29 protein-coding genes are annotated in these 18451 nt (G+C 43.3%); all 29 read right to left on the bottom strand.

Going from position 1 to position 18451, the window contains the following annotated elements; all coding sequences use genetic code 11:
- Window positions 1–73: 73 nt before the first annotated feature.
- The 29 genes from BXO88_RS03900 to dusB all read right to left on the bottom strand — a co-directional run bounded on the left by BXO88_RS03900 (window position 74) and on the right by dusB (window position 18387).
- Window positions 74–286, bottom strand: coding sequence for a Maff2 family mobile element protein (locus BXO88_RS03900; RefSeq protein ID WP_078036456.1), 213 nt, complete (start codon window positions 284–286; stop codon window positions 74–76).
- A gap of 313 nt (window positions 287–599) precedes the next feature.
- Window positions 600–2360: a VirD4-like conjugal transfer protein, CD1115 family gene (locus BXO88_RS03895; RefSeq protein WP_078036455.1), complete on the bottom strand. Its 1761-nt coding sequence runs from the start codon at window positions 2358–2360 to the stop codon at window positions 600–602.
- A complete protein-coding gene (locus BXO88_RS03890; RefSeq protein ID WP_078036454.1) occupies window positions 2357–2860 on the bottom strand; it encodes a PcfB family protein in 504 nt (167 codons plus the stop codon). Before BXO88_RS03890 ends, BXO88_RS03895 begins: the two co-directional genes overlap by 4 nt.
- Window positions 2861–2892: 32 nt before the next feature.
- On the bottom strand, window positions 2893–3228 hold the full coding sequence (locus BXO88_RS03885) for a DUF7768 domain-containing protein (RefSeq protein WP_078036453.1): 336 nt from the start codon (window positions 3226–3228) through the stop codon (window positions 2893–2895).
- A gap of 9 nt (window positions 3229–3237) precedes the next feature.
- Window positions 3238–3654 carry a hypothetical protein gene (locus tag BXO88_RS03880; protein WP_078036452.1) on the bottom strand — a complete coding sequence of 139 codons (417 nt, stop codon included), beginning with the start codon at window positions 3652–3654 and terminating at the stop codon, window positions 3238–3240.
- Window positions 3655–3686: 32 nt separating this feature from the next.
- Window positions 3687–4550, bottom strand: coding sequence for a DUF6017 domain-containing protein (locus tag BXO88_RS03875; RefSeq protein ID WP_078036451.1), 864 nt, complete (start codon window positions 4548–4550; stop codon window positions 3687–3689).
- 13 nt (window positions 4551–4563) lie between these two features.
- Complete coding sequence (locus BXO88_RS03870; RefSeq protein ID WP_078036450.1) at window positions 4564–4755, bottom strand: hypothetical protein; 192 nt, start codon at window positions 4753–4755, stop codon at window positions 4564–4566.
- Window positions 4756–4862: 107 nt separating this feature from the next.
- The gene (locus BXO88_RS16795; RefSeq protein ID WP_242945145.1) at window positions 4863–5870 is read right to left on the bottom strand and encodes a DUF5688 family protein; all 1008 of its coding nucleotides are present in this window, start codon (window positions 5868–5870) and stop codon (window positions 4863–4865) included.
- An 80-nt stretch (window positions 5871–5950) separates the two neighbouring features.
- On the bottom strand, window positions 5951–6757 hold the full coding sequence (locus tag BXO88_RS03860) for a hypothetical protein (protein WP_078036449.1): 807 nt from the start codon (window positions 6755–6757) through the stop codon (window positions 5951–5953).
- Window positions 6735–7184 carry a DUF6508 domain-containing protein gene (locus tag BXO88_RS03855; RefSeq protein WP_078036448.1) on the bottom strand — a complete coding sequence of 150 codons (450 nt, stop codon included), beginning with the start codon at window positions 7182–7184 and terminating at the stop codon, window positions 6735–6737. The genes BXO88_RS03860 and BXO88_RS03855 overlap by 23 nt, the downstream gene beginning before the upstream one ends.
- Window positions 7185–7199: 15 nt before the next feature.
- The gene (locus BXO88_RS03850) at window positions 7200–7478 is read right to left on the bottom strand and encodes a hypothetical protein (RefSeq protein ID WP_078036447.1); all 279 of its coding nucleotides are present in this window, start codon (window positions 7476–7478) and stop codon (window positions 7200–7202) included.
- Window positions 7479–7566: 88 nt separating this feature from the next.
- A complete protein-coding gene (locus BXO88_RS03845; protein ID WP_078036446.1) occupies window positions 7567–7842 on the bottom strand; it encodes a hypothetical protein in 276 nt (91 codons plus the stop codon).
- A gap of 52 nt (window positions 7843–7894) precedes the next feature.
- Window positions 7895–8806, bottom strand: coding sequence for a ParB/RepB/Spo0J family partition protein (locus BXO88_RS03840; RefSeq protein WP_078036445.1), 912 nt, complete (start codon window positions 8804–8806; stop codon window positions 7895–7897).
- Window positions 8796–9581 carry a ParA family protein gene (locus BXO88_RS03835; RefSeq protein WP_078036444.1) on the bottom strand — a complete coding sequence of 262 codons (786 nt, stop codon included), beginning with the start codon at window positions 9579–9581 and terminating at the stop codon, window positions 8796–8798. Before BXO88_RS03835 ends, BXO88_RS03840 begins: the two co-directional genes overlap by 11 nt.
- A complete protein-coding gene (locus BXO88_RS16935) occupies window positions 9574–9696 on the bottom strand; it encodes a hypothetical protein (RefSeq protein WP_256363638.1) in 123 nt (40 codons plus the stop codon). Before BXO88_RS16935 ends, BXO88_RS03835 begins: the two co-directional genes overlap by 8 nt.
- Before the next feature lie 17 nt (window positions 9697–9713).
- The gene (locus BXO88_RS03830) at window positions 9714–10532 is read right to left on the bottom strand and encodes a type IV secretory system conjugative DNA transfer family protein (RefSeq protein ID WP_078036443.1); all 819 of its coding nucleotides are present in this window, start codon (window positions 10530–10532) and stop codon (window positions 9714–9716) included.
- Window positions 10529–11008 (bottom strand): PcfB family protein, encoded by a 480-nt coding sequence (locus BXO88_RS03825; protein ID WP_242945144.1) that lies wholly within the window; start codon window positions 11006–11008, stop codon window positions 10529–10531. Before BXO88_RS03825 ends, BXO88_RS03830 begins: the two co-directional genes overlap by 4 nt.
- Window positions 11009–11038: 30 nt before the next feature.
- Complete coding sequence (locus BXO88_RS03820; protein WP_078036441.1) at window positions 11039–11374, bottom strand: DUF7768 domain-containing protein; 336 nt, start codon at window positions 11372–11374, stop codon at window positions 11039–11041.
- A 12-nt stretch (window positions 11375–11386) separates the two neighbouring features.
- Entirely contained in the window at window positions 11387–11803 is a 417-nt protein-coding gene (locus BXO88_RS03815) for a hypothetical protein (protein ID WP_078036440.1), read from the bottom strand.
- A 19-nt stretch (window positions 11804–11822) separates the two neighbouring features.
- Window positions 11823–12104, bottom strand: coding sequence for a DUF6017 domain-containing protein (locus BXO88_RS03810; protein WP_078036439.1), 282 nt, complete (start codon window positions 12102–12104; stop codon window positions 11823–11825).
- A complete protein-coding gene (locus tag BXO88_RS03805; RefSeq protein ID WP_078036438.1) occupies window positions 12101–12805 on the bottom strand; it encodes a ParB/RepB/Spo0J family partition protein in 705 nt (234 codons plus the stop codon). Before BXO88_RS03805 ends, BXO88_RS03810 begins: the two co-directional genes overlap by 4 nt.
- Window positions 12795–13580: a ParA family protein gene (locus BXO88_RS03800; RefSeq protein ID WP_078036437.1), complete on the bottom strand. Its 786-nt coding sequence runs from the start codon at window positions 13578–13580 to the stop codon at window positions 12795–12797. Before BXO88_RS03800 ends, BXO88_RS03805 begins: the two co-directional genes overlap by 11 nt.
- Window positions 13573–14022, bottom strand: a complete 450-nt coding sequence (locus BXO88_RS03795; protein WP_078036436.1) for a DUF6462 family protein — start codon at window positions 14020–14022, stop codon at window positions 13573–13575. Before BXO88_RS03795 ends, BXO88_RS03800 begins: the two co-directional genes overlap by 8 nt.
- 4 nt (window positions 14023–14026) lie before the next feature.
- Window positions 14027–14263 carry an excisionase gene (locus BXO88_RS03790; RefSeq protein WP_242945143.1) on the bottom strand — a complete coding sequence of 79 codons (237 nt, stop codon included), beginning with the start codon at window positions 14261–14263 and terminating at the stop codon, window positions 14027–14029.
- The gene (locus BXO88_RS03785; RefSeq protein ID WP_078036434.1) at window positions 14223–14498 is read right to left on the bottom strand and encodes a DUF6462 family protein; all 276 of its coding nucleotides are present in this window, start codon (window positions 14496–14498) and stop codon (window positions 14223–14225) included. The genes BXO88_RS03790 and BXO88_RS03785 overlap by 41 nt, the downstream gene beginning before the upstream one ends.
- Complete coding sequence (locus BXO88_RS03780; protein WP_078036433.1) at window positions 14495–14791, bottom strand: DUF6462 family protein; 297 nt, start codon at window positions 14789–14791, stop codon at window positions 14495–14497. The genes BXO88_RS03785 and BXO88_RS03780 overlap by 4 nt, the downstream gene beginning before the upstream one ends.
- Window positions 14792–15006: 215 nt before the next feature.
- A complete protein-coding gene (lysS, locus tag BXO88_RS03775) occupies window positions 15007–16509 on the bottom strand; it encodes a lysine--tRNA ligase (protein WP_078036432.1) in 1503 nt (500 codons plus the stop codon).
- A gap of 152 nt (window positions 16510–16661) precedes the next feature.
- Window positions 16662–17156: a transcription elongation factor GreA gene (gene greA / locus BXO88_RS03770; RefSeq protein ID WP_044996478.1), complete on the bottom strand. Its 495-nt coding sequence runs from the start codon at window positions 17154–17156 to the stop codon at window positions 16662–16664.
- Between the two features lie 265 nt (window positions 17157–17421).
- Entirely contained in the window at window positions 17422–18387 is a 966-nt protein-coding gene (dusB, locus tag BXO88_RS03765) for a tRNA dihydrouridine synthase DusB (RefSeq protein ID WP_078036431.1), read from the bottom strand.
- Between the last annotated feature and the right edge of the window lie 64 nt (window positions 18388–18451).

The following is an 18451-nucleotide window of genomic DNA, read 5'->3' as shown; positions in this document are numbered from 1 at the left end:
AAGAATTCATAACCTGGAAGGAAGCGTTGAGCCGCTTCCTCCTGCTATGAACCACTTTATGCCCCGAGACTAATCAGAAAAGTCCTGAAAGAAGAGGTACAAGAGTTGTGCCGATAAGGGCAACTCCGCCACCGGCCATAAGCTGCTTCATGCCCTGTGACTTCGCGCCGGGGTTGTCATTCCCGTACCCTTCCATGAGGTTGATTGCTCCCCAAATTCCAAGACCTGCACCAAGTGCTACTACAAGACTCTGAAGTACCTGAACTGCGCTGTTAAAAAATGCCATACCGATTTTTGGAACCGGATTTTTGTTTGATTATGTTTCGTTTGTTCTTTTCTTGTGATCGCCAAAAGAACCGGAAAGCAAATCCCCTTATTTTTATGGGGACCCATCACCGGTTCCATCCTCCTATTTAGCTTCTGTACGCTTTCCGTTTCATGGCGGATCACGTTTTCCATATTCAGTTGTCTTTCCGTAGGCCCGTCGACTGACCTTCGGATATGCGCGCATAATAAATGCCCTCACAGCTTGAAAGCCTGGTTTAGGGCATAGAAAAAGCTCTGTTCTATGTGACCTTCATCGCCACATGGAAAGAGCCTTAATCTTCATTCATTTCGATGACTTCATATTCGTCATCAGGTCTCAATATTAACTTGTGATTCAGGAACTTTTCGATATCGAACCAGTTCCTTTTGTCTGCATCCGCAGTCAGCGGATACTTTGGGTGCTGAGTCAGATCATACTTGTCTGATAAAAATGGTCTTACACCGCGGACCTGGACTATACATTTGCTTCCGTCCATGACTGCCAGTTCATCGATACTCATAAGATCGTGACCAAGCTTCTGATAATTCATATTATAGCTCTGGGACGTTCCTCTGGTCTCACCTGTGTTATACATATCGATTGTCTCTTTACCCAAGATGGTGTTGAGATCCTTAAGAGTTGTCTGTTCAGAGCCACCAAGGAAAATCTGACTGTCACAGTTACCTATGATTGTGTCAGCATTATCCTTGTAGATTGACTTAAGCTGCGACTTAGCCTGTAATACGAGTGCTGCTGAAATCTCACGGCTTCGTATGGTTGCCATAAGCTTTTCAAGATTAGGAATCTGGCCAATGTTTGCCGCCTCATCGATCAGACACCGTACATGTACAGGTAATCTTCCGCCATACACATCATCAGCCTTTTCGCATAGCAGATTAAAGAGCTGTGTGTATATCATGGAGATAAGGAAATTAAAGGTTGCATCTGTATCTGACATGATCAGGAATAATGCTGTCTTCCTGTCACCGAGGGTATCAAGTTCCAGCTCGTCATAGGCTGTGATCTCCCGAAGCTCCTTAATGTCCAATGGAGCCAGTCTGGCACCACAGCTCACAAGAATTGATTTTGCTGTCTTTCCGGCAGCTAATTTGTACTTGGAATATTGCCTTACAGCAAAGTGATCTGGATCCCTTTCAGCCAGCTCATCAAACATCAGATCTACCGGATTTTTGAATTCCTCATCGTCTTCCCTGACTTCCATAGCGTTGATCATCTCAAGGAGAGTTGAAAAGTTCTGTTCTTCTTCCGGAGCCTCATAATGGATATAACCGATAAGCGCCGAGTACAAAAGTTTCTCCGCTTTCTCCCAGAACTCATCCCCGCTTTTTCCTTCTCCTTTTGTGTTAGCAATAAGCGTTGTCACAAGCTTTAGGATGTCCTTTTCATCATGTACGTAGGCAAAGGGATTGTAATGCATGGACTTCTTGAAATTGATAGTGTTGAAAATCTTCATCACGTACCCATTTTTCAGAAGTGCATTACCAACCTCATTTACAACAGTTCCCTTCGGATCTGTAACAACATATGATGAATGCATTTGCAGGAGGTTGGGTTTCAGCGCGAATCTGGTCTTGCCGGAACCTGAACCTCCAACAATTAGCAAGTTCTTGTTTCTTGCATACTTAGGATTTTTAGGTCTACTGTTCATAGTCAGCCTTTCTGTCTGTGATAGGATTACATTATTCTCAAATACCGGGTCCATAAATGGTTCTATGTCTTCTCTTTTGCCCCACCTGGCAGAGCCATATTCCTGGTTGTGTCGATAGTTCTTTGCATTCTTGCCCTTCAGAAACACGGCAAGTCTAAGGCCGGCACCTATCCCGATACCTACAAGTAAATCCATAGGATTAAGGCTTGGTAATGGGTTCGAAAATGCTGTCCCAAAGCATCCATCCAATACTAAACTCTGCAATTTTTCAGAAGCATTTGTGCCTGAAGCTAAACGAAATGCCTCACCTATGTTTGTCGCAAGCAGTCCTATCGCCACATAAGGTATGTTCAGGATTAGGAGCTTTTTAATGTTCTTTTTCATCGATCAAGCTCCTTTTTATGTTCCTTCTGTTTATGGATGGTGTTTGCAACAATATCCTTAAACTTCTTCAGTTTCTGTAAAATGCTTGGCCTGTCTTTGTCCAGAGATTTTTTTCGTTTAGTCTGTATTGCCGTGTATTCCTTCAGTACTGAAGTGATTGCATCGGCATCTTTTGTCTTGAAGAACACGGTATATAGTGGCGGATCTACTGATTTATCTTTTGTAACTGCAAAGTCTAAACCATATTTATTGGAAATACGCTTGAAGTCTCTGATACCTGAGCCCGCTATTTCCATTGTCGAAACGCCTTGACCCTGACCTACAAGCTGCTTTACTGTCTGCTTGCCTTTGACATGTGTATCTTTAGTTACTTTTCCCTGAGTGAGTTGTCTCTTTCTCTCAGCCATGTAGCCCTGTAAAAACTTGAACATTCCCTTGACGGAAAACTTAGTTGTCTGCCAAGCTAAATTGACCGTTTTCTTCTCTACTTCTTCTTGCAAGTCATCACTTCCTTTCTATCAGCAGAGAAACATTATTCGCCACATTCAAGCACTCCCTCCAGAGTAGTAGGTATAACCTTCGAATGCTTTGCAACAGATATATCTGCCTTAACATCATCATTTATTTTTTTGCCACATACTACGAGAAATCTTGCACGTTTAAGAAGATCTTCTGACATTTCCCTGCGCTTATTTTCACCATCCGGATCATCTTCACTGATGACTCCGCTGAAAGCCAACACCGGACAAAGTGGTAAATAACCTACATTAACAAGTTCACTGCAATACTTTCGAGCTTGATCTTCAGCATCAACCCTATTCTTACTCCATGCTGCTGTAACATATGCTCTTGGAATTGTCCTGCTCATTTTTCCTCCTTAGGCTATGAGAAGCGCATCATAAAACTCGCCATCTATGATAACTTCGGTAAATCGCTCTGCTATGTCTTCCTTAGCTTCTTCAATATCTTCACTTCCAAGCCATTCATAGTCATCCGGACCATCTTCTGCTATCTTCACAAGGAAAAAGCTCCCTATAAGGTAATCATTCCCATCTATATCCAAAAGCTTCGATCTGTCATAGTAGATCATGTAATCGTAGACCATGAGCAGTCCCAGGTTGTCTTTTTCAGAAAGCTCACTGATCATTTCGTCAAACTGTCTTTCAGAAATCGTCTTATGCTCATAATTTGTGCCAATGACTACATATCTGCCTGCTGTGCTTTCAGCCTTTTCAATGTCTCCGACAAAACCATCGTTAATTGGATCCAGATTGATAGTTAATCTTCTATTCATTGTTATATTCCTCCGATATTGGTTATACAGTCCTAATTACAGCTCATGTCATTGTTCACCATGGACTGGTAGAAACTATTTATGGTTAGCGGCGCATTATATAGTGCCGCAAGTAAGTATTGTTTTATATTTCTAATCTTTGTGGGATTATGCTTCATGCAGTCCATCACATATTCGATATGTGATGAATCCAGTTTCAAAAACTGTGATTTAACAACACTGACAGGTCTGGTATCCCCTGCAACAACTATGGATTTTCTTTTAGAGCAGATAACATCCAGCATCAGATTAAGAATTGCATCAAGGGTTTCGTGTTCAAATGGATAGCTTTCGCGTAAATATGCCATATCCATCTGATCCAAAAGATATTCCCTGTATGCTGTTCTCTCATCCTTATCCACATCTTCTCCTGATAGGATTGGATTAGTCTTATTAATATCAGTATTATTTATCTCAGTATTATTAGAGTATGTTTTACATACTTCCAGAGGTATGTCCGGCAAACTTCCAGAAGTATGTCTCTCATACTTCTGGTGGTATGAATCACATACTGCTACAAAGTTCTTCACATATATCCTGGCTGGTTTTCCCTGACCCTGCTTTACACGTTCAATAAGCCCAAAATCATCAAGTTCGTTGAGAATCTTAATGGACTTCTGATGACACTTTCCGAGAGCCTTCTCTATGCTTGATATGGTCATATAAACGTATATCCGACCATTTCCATCTATCCATTTATTCCTGAAAGACAGTGATACCCGGTCCAAAAGTAATCCATAGAGTATTTTTGCCAATGCAGAAAGCGTGCTGTATCTTTGATCCGTAAAGAAAACCTTTGGTGTCCGGTAAAAACTGTAACTTTCCGACTGCTCCTCATAAAAGTAGTCAAACTTCATATGATCAGGCTCCCTAGGATAGCTTTTTAGCTGATTTATGATCTGCTATAACCGTTTTCATGCATGGCCAGCAAAAAGCTCTTCCGTGACCATACGGACACTCGTGATCACAGTTTCTGGGATGTGCCGGTGGTTCCTGCTGTCCCATAGGTGTTGATACAGTTGACATAATGATCTTTATTCCTCCATTGATTTTGTATGACATAAGCATTTCCTTTCTGTTTCTGGCAAAAGAAAAGCGTCAAAACGGATATTTTTTCCGTCCTGACGCTCTATAATCCATTAGCTACTTTTATTGATTATGAAAATTTATTAGATTGCTTCTCCACCTTTATCTTTTGTGGATTTATCAACAGATTCCTTCTTAGGCGCCTTGGCAATCTCATCTTTCTTAGCCTTGAGATCATCAAGAACTGATCCTTTCTCATCCTTTTCCATGTCAGGCTCGTCACGCTCGTTCTGACGCTCCACAAACTTCTCGCCAAGTTCAAAGATCTTAGCCTGTGAGTCATAGTGATATACGTTATCGGTAAGTTTGTCCACAGGATCAACCTGAGTAGCATTAACATCTCTTACCATGTTCTCAAGATCAGAAAGCCCCATTTTTCCATTATCAGGAACGATGAGAATTTCATGTATACTTGATGGTAAAACAAAGAAGTCTCCGCCAACTCTTTCAGCAGCCTGATCCATGAACCCCTGATATGCAAGTACTCCTGCACCATGTACCTTATCCGGTACGGATGCCACAAAGATCTGTTCGTCTTCAGGACTAACATGATACAAAGCATCCATCTCAGCCTTATCGACTCCCATCATTTCTGCGATTACCTCTCCCATACCTTTGATTTCAGCAGGCTTTATACGAGGTGCATTTTCCATTGCATCAGCGTGTAGCTGTTCAGGAGTGATTCCAAAATGCTCGACCAACTGATTTGTAGCAAGGATTGTAGCCCTGCTATCATTATCAGAATCAATCACGAAGCGATATACAACTGCCATATAATCAGAATCACTCCAGGCATATACTGTTACTTCATCACCAGTTCCAAGGCACCAGTTGGTAAACATACGAAGCGATTCATTGAACTTTGGTGCATTTAAAACCATGTCATCTGTAATACCGGTAAGTCTGCTGATGTTTCTTGCAATACCATCACAGTGCTCCGGCTTTACATAGGTACGAAAAGAAGAGATTTCCTGCAGGTTGTCATCAAGCATAACTGCACCAATCTCTATCGTCTCTAAATTACATATTCTACGTGCATCATCCTTCTTGCGGATGCTGTTCATTTCCAAATCAACTACGATATGTTTCATGCGGTACCTCCTTCAAACATTTCTTGGATACTTTGCTTGATTATAAGATACCGCATAAGCTGTACGTTAAAAATGACAGCTCATTCGATGACTGAAATAGCCCATTTACTACATTCTTCTGATTCCACTAATCCAAGTTCCTGCCAAATGCCAGCATAATATATACCTATAGACGGGTCCTTGGCAGAATTCTGTCTACTACTAAGCACATTGTCTAGATCATATACCCTGTTCTTTTTCCACGTTGCCTTATTAGCATTCTCAAGTGTTAGAACTCTTTTCTTGTCAAAAGATAACAGTCCAGCCCCTGGCTTACTCCTATCAAATGATAGCGTCTCTGTCGCCTTAAAGATCATATTGGTTCCATTATTTATGCGCTTATCACATGCATGTGGATGCCATGTAATTTCCTTTATCTTTTCTGGATTATCCAGTATCTCTCCAACTTGAAGGTATCCCCAAATGACTTGAAGATCTTTATCATTGTAAAAATCGCCTGTTCTACGAACATATTTATAATGACCGTTCTCTTTCATAACACGATGGAAGTTTCCAAAAAAAAGAAACAAGTCGCCCTCTTCAACACCAATATTTTTCAAATAACTTGCCGATGCATCAATCTGTCCAAAAGCAGGCTCCCAACCACTTATTTTATTAATACGCCTACTCTGATCTAAATCTGGATCGACATGGCAATGAATTCCGCCTTTATACTTTAAATCAGCCAAGATTTTTGAATATGAAATCCCATTGTACTGTAAATCTTCATAGGTATCTTTATCATCACTTGGGATTGGAAAAGAAACCATCGTACCATCTTCAAATATTGGGCTAACAATCCCACCATTGGCAGAATCAAACCCCTTACGACTCAGAATTACCTTCATCTTTGCTCACCTTTCCTGCTATCTCCTGCAATCGTTCAAGCCAACGTAATATTGCTCCGGATTTTAAGAAAGATAATAGTGCTCCATCACAAAATCGTTCAGCCCTAACTGCACCTAAAAGCAATGCAAGAATGGCTGTTGCATCGAGTTTAGACACATCTGCATTCTCCATCGAATTCATCCCCCACTCAATGCCATTCTTCTCAAGAATCTCACCATAGTTATGGAGATCCATATCCGGGTTATTCTTATCGAATTCATAAATTGCATGTTCCAATTCACGCACACATGCAGAATAGCTTACAAACGGAAACTGTATAGGATGTTCCGGCGTACCATCATTTTTATGATCGACTATCCATTTCCCAAAATCATCATTCTTTAATGCCGGAATAAATCTGATTAAATCATCATACTTGCTACTCATATCAATCACCATGTCCTATATGATGTACCACGGTCTGAAGTACTTCAGGCGCTGGGCACGTTTATTCTTCTTAATCTGCGCTTTAACCTTCGCTGTCCAAATAATCAGAAACAGTGGAAAATATATGATCTTACAAATGTATTGAGATATGTCTTTATTTTTCCATATGTCATAGATAACAATCAGTATCAGACATACTCCAAATATCCGAAGCGGAATCGTAGCTTCTCCGAAATCTTCCATGAAGAATGCCACCCCCGGAATCACCATTAAAATCCAATAAATAAGCTTCATAAGCCCCACCTCTGTTAAATACCTCTAAGTGATATTATACCATTTAACGGACACCATAGATATAAAAAAGTCACATCGCACCGCAGTTTTACCAACTCAGTATCCGACTTCTCAAATTACATAGACCCGCACTTAGTCCTGCCGATCCGAAGAACAACACCGTTCCAACTACGATTGCAATAAGCAGGCCAATCAACGCAGTCCACATTTTTTGCACAATTGCAATAATGATAAGTATTCCAAGAATCGCAAACACAAAGAAAGATAGCAGGCAGAATACAAATACTACTGCTCGAATGATTAGATCCATAATGGTTAATACAAGTGCCAAAATCCAAGCAAAAGGTTTTAATAAGATCTTCATTGTCCCCTCCGATCTGCCCGGAGGCCTTCCCCTCCTCCGGCACATATTAATATTATTGTTCCTTCTCAGCCTTCCACTTCTCTAGCAGCTCGATGATAATGCGTTCACGTTCCCTTGCTGTCATGCGAGGCGGAAAGTACTTATTCAATTTACGTTCTGATAAATTAACTCGGCCATTCCCCTTACCTTCCGGAAGGGCTCCATTTAACGTTGCAGTAAAAGTGTATTTCGTAATATTGGCTACATTCTCAAGTTCTTTCAATGCAGCCATCTGTTTCAACGTAATCTTGCCATTGGTTATGATGTAATCTAACATCCATCCCTGAACTTCTTCGTTGAAATAGGACATATCAACCGCCATAGAGATCGTCAGCTTTTTATCATCAACCATCTGCAGCAGCTCGGGAATAAGTTCTGTAAGACGGATATACTTCTGAACTTGGCGAGCCTTTAGCCCCATCGTTTCGCCTACCTCATCAGCGGATAACTTCTCGCACTGAGTGCGAGAAGTTGAACTCTCGACCAAATCAGTACGCTTTCCCTGCTTTGTGACAGCTTCCATTTTCATTTTTAAGCTCCACGCCCTCTCACTCGGAAGAATCTCTTCCCTTTGGACGTTGGAATCGACCATAGCAATTACGGCTTCATCATCGCCCATTTCCTTGATGATGGAAGGAATCTTTTCAAGACCAGCCTTCTCTGCTGCATGTAACCGTCGATGACCGGATACCATCTCATACCCACCTTCCGATCTTGGTCTGATAAGAACCGGAGTCAAAACACCATTGGTTCGAATACTCTCCACCAATTCATCCATCTTCTCATCATCAAGCACCTTAAAGGGATGATCCTTGAATGGAAAGATATCTTTAATCTTCACAAGTTCGGTACCATCTTGCATCTGTGGTACTCCAAGCAGTTCCTCAACACTCTCAAAATGAATCCTCGGTCTGTTAGCAGCCATGAGCAAGCACCTCCCTTGTCAGGGATACATAGGCAAATGCCGCCTTACCCTTCGGATCATAATCATAAATACTCTTAGCTACTGCACTTGTCTCAGCCGCTCTGACAGATAACGGAATCTCAATAGGAAATACAGGAATGCTTTTTCCATAAACATCATTTACCTGCATCACAATATCCTTGGCATAATTGGTCCGGTTATCTACCATAGTGAGCAGAATCCCTTCGATTTCAAGCTCCTTATTCAGCTGACGCTTTACCGAATAAATCGTCTTGATCAGTTGTTGAAGTCCCTTAACCGGAAGGTAAGCCGCCTGAACCGGAATCAGCACTGTATCTGCACAGGTTAATGCGTTTACCGTCAGCATTCCAAGGGATGGCATGCAGTCTATAATGATGTAATCATATATAGGCCTTAAATCCTCGATATATGACTTTAAAATCGATTCTCTGCACAGAGTAGAGGATAATGAGATCTCTGCCGTTGCAAGCTCGATATTGGCCGCTATCAGGTCCACATAGTCCTTCACATGGATAATGCCATAACCCATGGAAATCTGCTCATTATTCGCTTCCATCATAATGATATCAAATAATGTGTCCGTTAATTTGTCCGGCTCACGATATCCGATTGAAATGGTTAGAGAACCTTGCGGATCCGCATCCACAAGCAATACTCGCTTGCCTTCTTCTGCAAGTCCCATTCCAAGATTCATGGCAGTAGTGGTCTTTCCCACGCCGCCTTTCTGATTTGCTACTGCAATTACTTTACACATAATACTGACGTCTCCTTTCTATTTTGGCCATTAGCTCGATTTCATCTACATCGAAGAGCTCCACCTTATGTCCGAACTTCACGATGTACTTCTTAAGAGCATTCATGTCTATCAACAATATCTCCCGCAACTTCAAAAGCGCGTCCGCATCAGATGCAATTTGCATGACCTGATCCGTTTCAACGCCCAAATAAGTGCTGTGTATAGCAGTTTTTCTGCCTTTTCCCAGAACTCATCGCCTCCTTTTCCTTCCCCTTTGGTGTTGGCAATCAGCGTGGTAACCAGCTTTAAGATATCCGTCTCGCCATGAATATAGGCGAATGGATTATATCTCATACTCTTTTTGAAGTTGATGGTATTGAAGATTTTCACCTTATATCCATTCTTCACAAGTGCGTTACCGCATTCATTGACCACCGTTCCCTTGGGATCTGTAACTACATAAGAAGAATGCATCTGAAGCAGATTTGGCTTCAGTACAAACCTCGTTTTACCGGAACCACTGCCTCCAACAACCAGAATATTTTTGTTTCTGGCGTATTTCGGATTCTTTGGTCGGCTGCTCATTGTAAGTCGCTCCGTCTGGGAGAGAATCACGTTGTTTGCAAATACCGGATCCATGTACGGTTCTATATCTGCGTGTGTTCCCCACCTGGCGGAGCCATATTCGACATTGTGGCGATATTTCTTGGCATTCTTGCCTTTGATATACACCGCAAGTTTTAAAGCTGCTCCACAGGCGATACCGATAAGCAGATCTAATGGGATGAGGCTTGGCATCGGATTGGAAAAAGCCCGGCCGAATATTCCGTCCAGCACCAGACTCTGCACCTTTTGAGAGGCATTGCTTCCACTTGCAAGTCGCCAGGCCTCACCAAGATTTGTAGCAAACAGACCTACCAGGACGTACGGAAGATTCAGGATAATCTTTTTCTTAAGCTTTGTATTCATCGCTCATGCTCCTTTCTCTTCTCATGTTCTTTGCGAGGCAGCTTTGCCACGAATTCTTTGAACTTCTGAAGTTTCTTCAGGATACTTGGACGCTCAGCCTTCTGCTCCTTCTTCAGCTGTTTGGTAGCATAATCTGTCATCAGCTTATTGATGGCATCCGCATCTTTCGCCTTGAAGAAAATGGTATATTTCGGCGGATCCACGTTTTTGTCTTTGACTACCGCAAAATCCACTCCATACTTTTGAGCCATTTTCTTGAAGTCTTTAAGTCCCACATCAGCCACATCAATCGTGGACACCCCCTGCCCCTGGCCAATCAGTTCCTTCACAGACTGTTTGCCATGTTTGGTCATGTCTTTCTGTCTGTAAGCCCGCTTCATGCTTTGCTCATTTTGAAATTTTCGCCAGGCAGCTTCAATCTCATGAAACGTCAGCTTGATAGCCTGAATCGCTAGCGAGACTGTTTTCTTTTCCACTTCCTCCTGCAACGTTCATCACCTGCCTTTCTATCCATTGCATTCGAGCACTCCTTCCAGCGTGGTGTAGATGACTCTGGCTTTCTTGGCAATGGAGATGTCCTCCTTAACTTCATCATTGATTTTCTTTCCGCAAACCACGATGAATCTGGATCTGCGAAGATCGTCCTCTGCCATTTCCCTGCGCTTTTTACAGGCATCCGGATCATCCTCATCAAACACACCGCTATAGGACAAAATCGGGCAGACAGGAAGATATCCTGCGTTTACCAGCTCTCTGCAATATTTACGGGCTGTTTCCTCCGCATCTACACGGTTCTTTGGCCATGCCGCGGTTACATATACTCTGGGTACTGTTCTGCTCATGCACTCACCTCCTTAACCTACGCACAGTGCTTCATAACGCTCACCGTTGATGATCAGTTCTGCAAAATATCCGGAAATATCTTCCTTCGCCTCCTCGATGTCGTCTTCTGAAAGCCACAGATAAGCAGAATCTCCTGTCTCGGCCAGCTTCACTAAAAGGAAACTTCCAATGAGATAATTCTCGCCATCCACATTGACGAGCTTGGTTGAATCATAGAAAAGCATATAGTTTTCGATGATGATGCAACCAAGGATTTCCCTTTTATTCATCTCATCGATATATGCCTGAAACACTTTCTCAGAAATCACTCTGTGATCAAAATTGGTTCCCACAATCACATACCTGCCGGCTGTGCTCTCCGCCTTATCTACAGTTCCGATAATCCCATCCTTTAAGGGATCTAAGTCTATTGAAATTATATTTGCCATTTTTAAGTCTTCTCCTTTATTAGATTTTCCCGGTGGCCATATCATGGTTCACCAGGGATTGATAATAGTTGCTGATGGTAAGAGGAGCATTGTAAAGCGATGCCAGCAGGTACTGCTTGATACAGCGGACCTGTGTAGTGTTCTCTTTTATACCGTTTAGGACAAACTCCACATGACTGTGATCCAGTTTCATCAGCTGGCTCTTCACCACTGAGGATGGCTTATTATCTCCGGCCACGCGAATGGTATCCTTCTTAGAGCACACCGTATCCACGATCAGATCAAAGATCTCCGTTATCATCGCCCTGTCATAGGGATAATCTTACCATTGGTCTTGTAATAATCCAGGAGCCAGCCTTGAACCTCTTCGTTGAAGTAGGACATATCTACAGCCATGGAGATTGTGATCTTCTTTTCATCTACGAGATCCAAGAGTGGCGGAACTAATTCCGTCAAACGAATATATTTCTGAACCTGTCGTGCTTTCAATCCAACAGATTCTCCTACTATCGTTGCTGTTTTGGTTCCTAACTTGTCGCACTCAGTGCGACAAGTGTCATCCACATCAGTTCGTGCTCCTTGTCTTCTTGTAGCATCCATTTTCATTTTGAGACTCCAAGCCCGCTCACTTGGTAGAATCTCTTCCCTTTGAACATTCGAGTCCACCATAGCGATTACGGCTTCATCATCGCTCATTTCCTTGATGATAGAAGGAATCTTCTCTAATCCTGCCTTTTCAGCTGCATGCAACCTACGATGCCCGGACACCATCTCATATCCGCCTTCGGATCTCGGTCTAATCAGTACAGGTGTCAGTACTCCATTGGTTCGAATGCTTTCTACAAGCTCATCCATCTTCTCATCATCAACAACCTTGAAGGGATGATCCTTAAAAGGAAAGATATCTCTCACCTTCACAAGCTCTGTACCATCCTGCATCTGCGGTACACCAAGGAGTTCTTCTACACTCTCAAAGTGAATCTCCGGTCTCTTAACAGCCATGAGCAAGCACCTCCTTTGTCAGGGATACATATGCAAAAGCTGCCTTTCCCTTCGGATCGTATTCATAAATGCTTTTTGCTGCAGCACTTGTTTCTGCAGCCCTGACGGAAAGAGGAATCTCAATCGGGAATACAGGAATCGTCTTTCCATAAGCATCATTTACCTGAAGCACGATATCTTTGGCGTAATTGGTCCTGTTATCTACCATAGTAAGCAGGATACCTTCAATCTCCAACTCCTTGTTCAGCTGACGCTTTACAGAGTAGATGGTCTTGATAAGCTGCTGAAGGCCCTTTACAGGCAGGTAAGCCGCCTGAACCGGAATAAGCACGGTATCCGCACATGTCAGGGCATTTACGGTTAACATTCCAAGGGACGGCATGCAATCTATAATGATGTAATCATAGACAGGCCTCAGATCCTCGATATATGACTTCAGAATCGATTCTCTGCATAAAGTGGAGGATAATGAGATCTCCGCTGTTGCGAGCTCGATATTGGCCGCTATCAGGTCCACATAGTCCTTCACATGAATGATTCCGTAACCCATGCTGATAGGCTCATTGTTTGCTTCTTTCGTAATGATATCAAATAAGGTGTCCGTTAACTTGTCCGGTTCACGGAATCCGAGACAAATGGACAGAGAACCCTGCGGATCCGCATCAATTAGAAGCACTCGCTTTCCTGCCTCCGCAAGTCCCATCCCAAGATTTACTGCTGTGGTGGTCTTACCCACACCGCCCTTTTGATTTGCAATTGCTATTACCTTACACATATCGTTGTAATCTCCTTTCGATCTTTGCCTGCTCTTCGATGGCATCTACATCGAAGATATCTACTTTGTAATTGAACTTTCCTACATACGCTTTCATCTTCTTCACATCCACCAGATACAGCTCACGGAGCTTAAACAGCGCATCTGCGTCCGATGCAATCTGCATAGCAGCGCTTTCATCCACTCCAAAAAATGAAGCCGCATCCTTCACCTGGCAATACTTACTGTCGATTTCTTCTGCAAGATTCCCGGCCTTTTCAAAGAATAGAAGCAATAGTTCCAAGTTAATCAGCTTTCTGCTTCCTATTCGGTACAGTGCTCCGCAAAGTATTGCATTCTTATACAGGATCTTTTTATCCATGGACAACAGATTTGCCAGTTCGTTTAATCTGAAAAAGCGCTTTGGCCTGATACATACAAATACCGTTCTGCGAGGTGTCATACCATCACCTCCAAACTCGGAAGGATTCCAGATATTCCTCAAAAACCTCTGCGTTTATCAGGACCTTCTTTCCTATCTTGTATACGGCATTTGCTTCATTTGCCAGTGTTCGGAAGGTCTCTATACCCATACTGTACAGTTCTGCGCCTTCCTTCTGAGATAAGAACTTCTTATTGATGACTTTCATGTCCTTATACTTATCAATACTCAGCTGTGGCATCTTCGTCTTCTTCGGATTCATATAAACCCTCCTTCACATTATTGGCCCTCATGTAAGCTTCCAAAATATCTCTGCGGATTAACACCAGCTTTCCGCATTTATACACGGCGCCGGATTTCCATGCCAGATTAGCGAATTTATGCTCACCCATTCCGTAGTATTCCTGTCCCATCTTGTAGGTGATGAACTCGTGCTTTCCAAATTCCAAATCATCGGTATCCAACAGATGGGAGCACATCCAAATGTTCCCCGTCATGCCTCCTCCTTTCCGGCTTCCAGCTTTTTACGCTTGGTATAAGCCGAATAAGTGCATGGTGCCTGATGAAACTGTTCCAGGTAGTCATCGAAGATATCACGATTGATCAGCACGGTTCCATCGATACGATAGATGGCTCCGGCTTCATCAGCCATCTCCAAAAGTTTCCTGTGAGTCAGGCTGTAGACAATTTCTGCATCCTTATACTTCAGGAACTGTCTGCGCAGGCTCCTGTTGCGCTGTCTGACCTCATTCATCTTCTCCGGTGTTAAATACTTCTCAGGTTCGTTCATTGAAAAATCCTCCTTAGTTTTTGACTCGTGACAGGGATTTTTGTACGAAAAAAAGCCACCTTCTAAATTTCTTTAGAAAGTGGCTTCAAAAAAATGCCTAATTTCGTTTTCCCACACAAATTATTTCTGATTATTTCTGACTATATCGGACTTTTTTGTGGTCATTTTGAGGTCAGACTTATTTTTAAGCCTCGTAACCCGCATAAATACTAGGTTTATTTGCCAGTTGATTTGAGCGTAGGGAAAAGCAGTACATCCCTAATCGCTGAACTATCTGTCAGCAGCATAACAAGTCTGTCGATTCCGTAACCGATACCTCCGGTTGGCGGCATACCGATTTCCATAGCATGCAGGAAATCCTCATCTGTGTGGTTAGCTTCCTCGTCGCCGGCATCAGCAAGTGCATCCTGTGCCTTGAAACGCTCTCTCTGATCGATAGGATCGTTAAGCTCTGAGTAAGCATTACACATCTCACGTCCATAGATGTAAAGCTCAAAACGCTCAACCTTTGCAGGATCTGATGGCTTCTTCTTTGTAAGAGGTGAGATCTCAACAGGGTGATCCATGATGAATGTAGGCTGGATCATTTTCTCCTCGCAGAATGTCTCGAAGAAGAGGTTCTCGATATCACCGATCTTGTGATGCTCCTCGAACTCGATGTGGTTCTTCTTGGCAAGCTCACGAGCCTCCTCAAGGGTCTTGACTGTATCGAAGTCGATACCTGTCTCTTCCTTGATGGCATCTGTCATAGTGAGACGACGGAATGGCTTTCCGAGGTCGATCTCTGTGCCCTGATATGTGATGTTGGTTGTACCGCAAACCTTCTCGGCAAGATAACGGAACATGGACTCTGTAAGCTCCATCATACCGTTGTAATCTGTGTATGCCTGATAGAGCTCCATAAGTGTGAACTCAGGATTGTGACGTGTATCTACACCCTCGTTACGGAATACTCTTCCGATCTCGAATACTCTCTCCATGCCGCCGATGATAAGTCTCTTCAGGTAGAGCTCAAGAGAAATACGAAGCTTAACATCCTCATCGAGAGCATTGTAATGTGTCTCGAATGGACGAGCAGCAGCGCCGCCTGCATTGGAAACAAGCATAGGTGTCTCAACTTCCATGAAGTCACGTCCTGCAAGGAAGTTACGAATCTCACGGATGATCTGTGAACGCTTCATGAATACCTTCTTGGAATCCTCGTTCATGATGAGATCTACATATCTCTGTCTGTATCTTGTGTCTGTATCCTGGATTCCGTGGAACTTCTCAGGAAGCGGATAGAGAGACTTGGAAAGAAGTGTGAGCTTCTCAGCATGAACAGATATCTCACCTGTCTTTGTCTTGAATACATAGCCCTCAACGCCGATGATATCACCGATATCGAGCTTCTTGAATGCCTTGTACTCATCCTCTCCGATACCGTCACGTGATACATAAGACTGGATTCTGCCCTGCTTGTCCTGGATATGTACGAATGAAGCCTTACCCATGACTCTCTTAAGCATGATACGTCCGGCAATGGCTACATGCTGGTTCTCAAGAGTCTCGAAGTTCTCTCTGATCTCCTCTGAATGATGTGTCTGCTCGAACTTTGTGATCTCAAACGGATCCTGTCCTGCTGCCTGAAGCTCAGCGAGCTTGTCGCGACGAGCCTGTACGATATGGTTTGTATCCACAACAGCATTCTGCTGGTTGTTCTCCTGATTCTCTGCCATGTTTCTCTCCCTCTTGAATATGAAATCTACACATGAAGAACCATGTGTCTCATGGTGCGTACAGCTCGTTTCAGCCGCATACACCGCTTTATGCTAATGAAGACGGCCGGGCCACATTCACCCCGCCGTCCGATATTTAAAGTATTTCCGAATTACTCAGCCTCGTGACGAGCTACCTCAAGTACCTTGAACTTGAGAAGACCTGCATCAGTCTCAACCTCTACCTCATCACCTGCTTTATGATGAAGAAGAGCATGACCTACAGGAGACTCGTTTGAGATCTTTCCTGCAAGGCTGTTTGCCTCTGAAGAACCTACGATATAGTATGTAACTTCCTCGTCAAACTCCTCATCGAGAAGAAGAACGCGGCATCCAACATTGATCTCACCCTCTACGGTATCGTCTACAACTTCTACATTCTTGAGAAGTGTCTCGAGCTCAACGATTCTTGCCTCGATATCACGCTGCTCATCCTTCGCTGCATCATACTCGGCATTCTCTGAAAGATCGCCCTGCTCTCTTGCTTCCTTGATCTTTGCAGCGATCTCCTGTCTGCGGTTTACCTTGAGATCATGAAGCTCTTCCTCATACTTCTTGAGACCTGCACGTGTGAGTAAGTTTTTCTTTACTGTCTGCTCCTCTGCCATGTTTACCATAGCTCCTTTCACATAAAAAACTGATGTTCCCCGGGCGGTCTACCCATATCCCGGTCATATCTTAAATGATCAGAATGCAAAAACCTTTGATACATTCAGAAATTTTTGTATCCCTCTCATATGCCTCTGCCAATGTCTATGCTCTCAACGCATTCTTCATGCGTAAAAAGCCATGACTCCGGTAATTTTGATGTTAAATTTCCGGCTTTTAGGCGCAATATTACACCTTTACCTTACGATTTTACAAATGCTGATTTTATACATTAATAAGTAGTTTGTCAACCAGCTCATAGAGTTTTTCGATACTCTCCGCGGTATTCACCTGAGCCCTCAGACGGGATGAATTCGGAAGTCCTTCCGTATACCATGAAATATGCTTCCGCATCTCTCTTATAGTAGTAAATTCGCCCTTTATGGAACGCATCAGCTCAGTATGTCTGTGGATCATTTCGATGATCTCTTTAAGCTCCGGCTTCGGAAGAAGCTCTCCTGTTTCCAGTAGATGTATAGTCCTCTTGAAGAGCCATGGATTACCCTGAGCGCCTCTTGCGATAGCCACACCGTCGCAGCCTGTCTCTTCAAGCATTCTCTTCGCGTCCTCAGGCTCAAAGATATCTCCATTACCGAATACCGGTATCTTTACAGCTTCCTTTACCCGTCTTATAACGTCCCAGTCCGCTTTTCCGGCATACATCTGGGAGCGGGTCCTTCCATGTACCGTCACAGCGGATACGCCGGCGCTTTCGGCCATTTTTGCGAACTCTACCGCTGTATCATCCTCCTTCATGAAGCCCTTTCGGAACTTCACTGTGATAGGGACATGGCACTTTTTCACCATACTGCTCAATATCTCATAAGCGAGATCCGGGTGATTCATAAGATCCGATCCCTCATGGTTGTTGACTATCTTACCAACAGGACATCCCATGTTCACATCTATCATATCGAACCTGTCCTCGATCTGATGAGCTATATCCGACATTATCTCAGGGTCTGAGCCGAAGAGCTGAACCGCAACAGGAGTTCCATCGCCATCCCTCTTCATGAGCTCCTCAGTATTTTTATTCTTATATAAGATGGCCTTTGCACTGACCATCTCTGTTGTGGTGAGTCCCGCACCCATTTCATGTACCAATGTTCTGAACGGGAGGTCTGTGACCCCCGCCATAGGCGCCATCACCACATTGTTTTTAAGTTCAATGTTTCCGATTTTCATTAATATTCTTTCTAAATCACAAATGTACTAAGAAAAACCAGCCTCGCCGGCTGGGCGGCATCCGCTTTCA

Origin of the sequence: Oribacterium sp. C9 (assembly GCF_002007235.1) — a bacterium.
In the GTDB taxonomy this organism is placed as follows: Bacteria; Bacillota; Clostridia; order Lachnospirales; family Lachnospiraceae; genus Oribacterium.
This window is presented reverse-complemented; position numbering and strand designations above follow the sequence as displayed.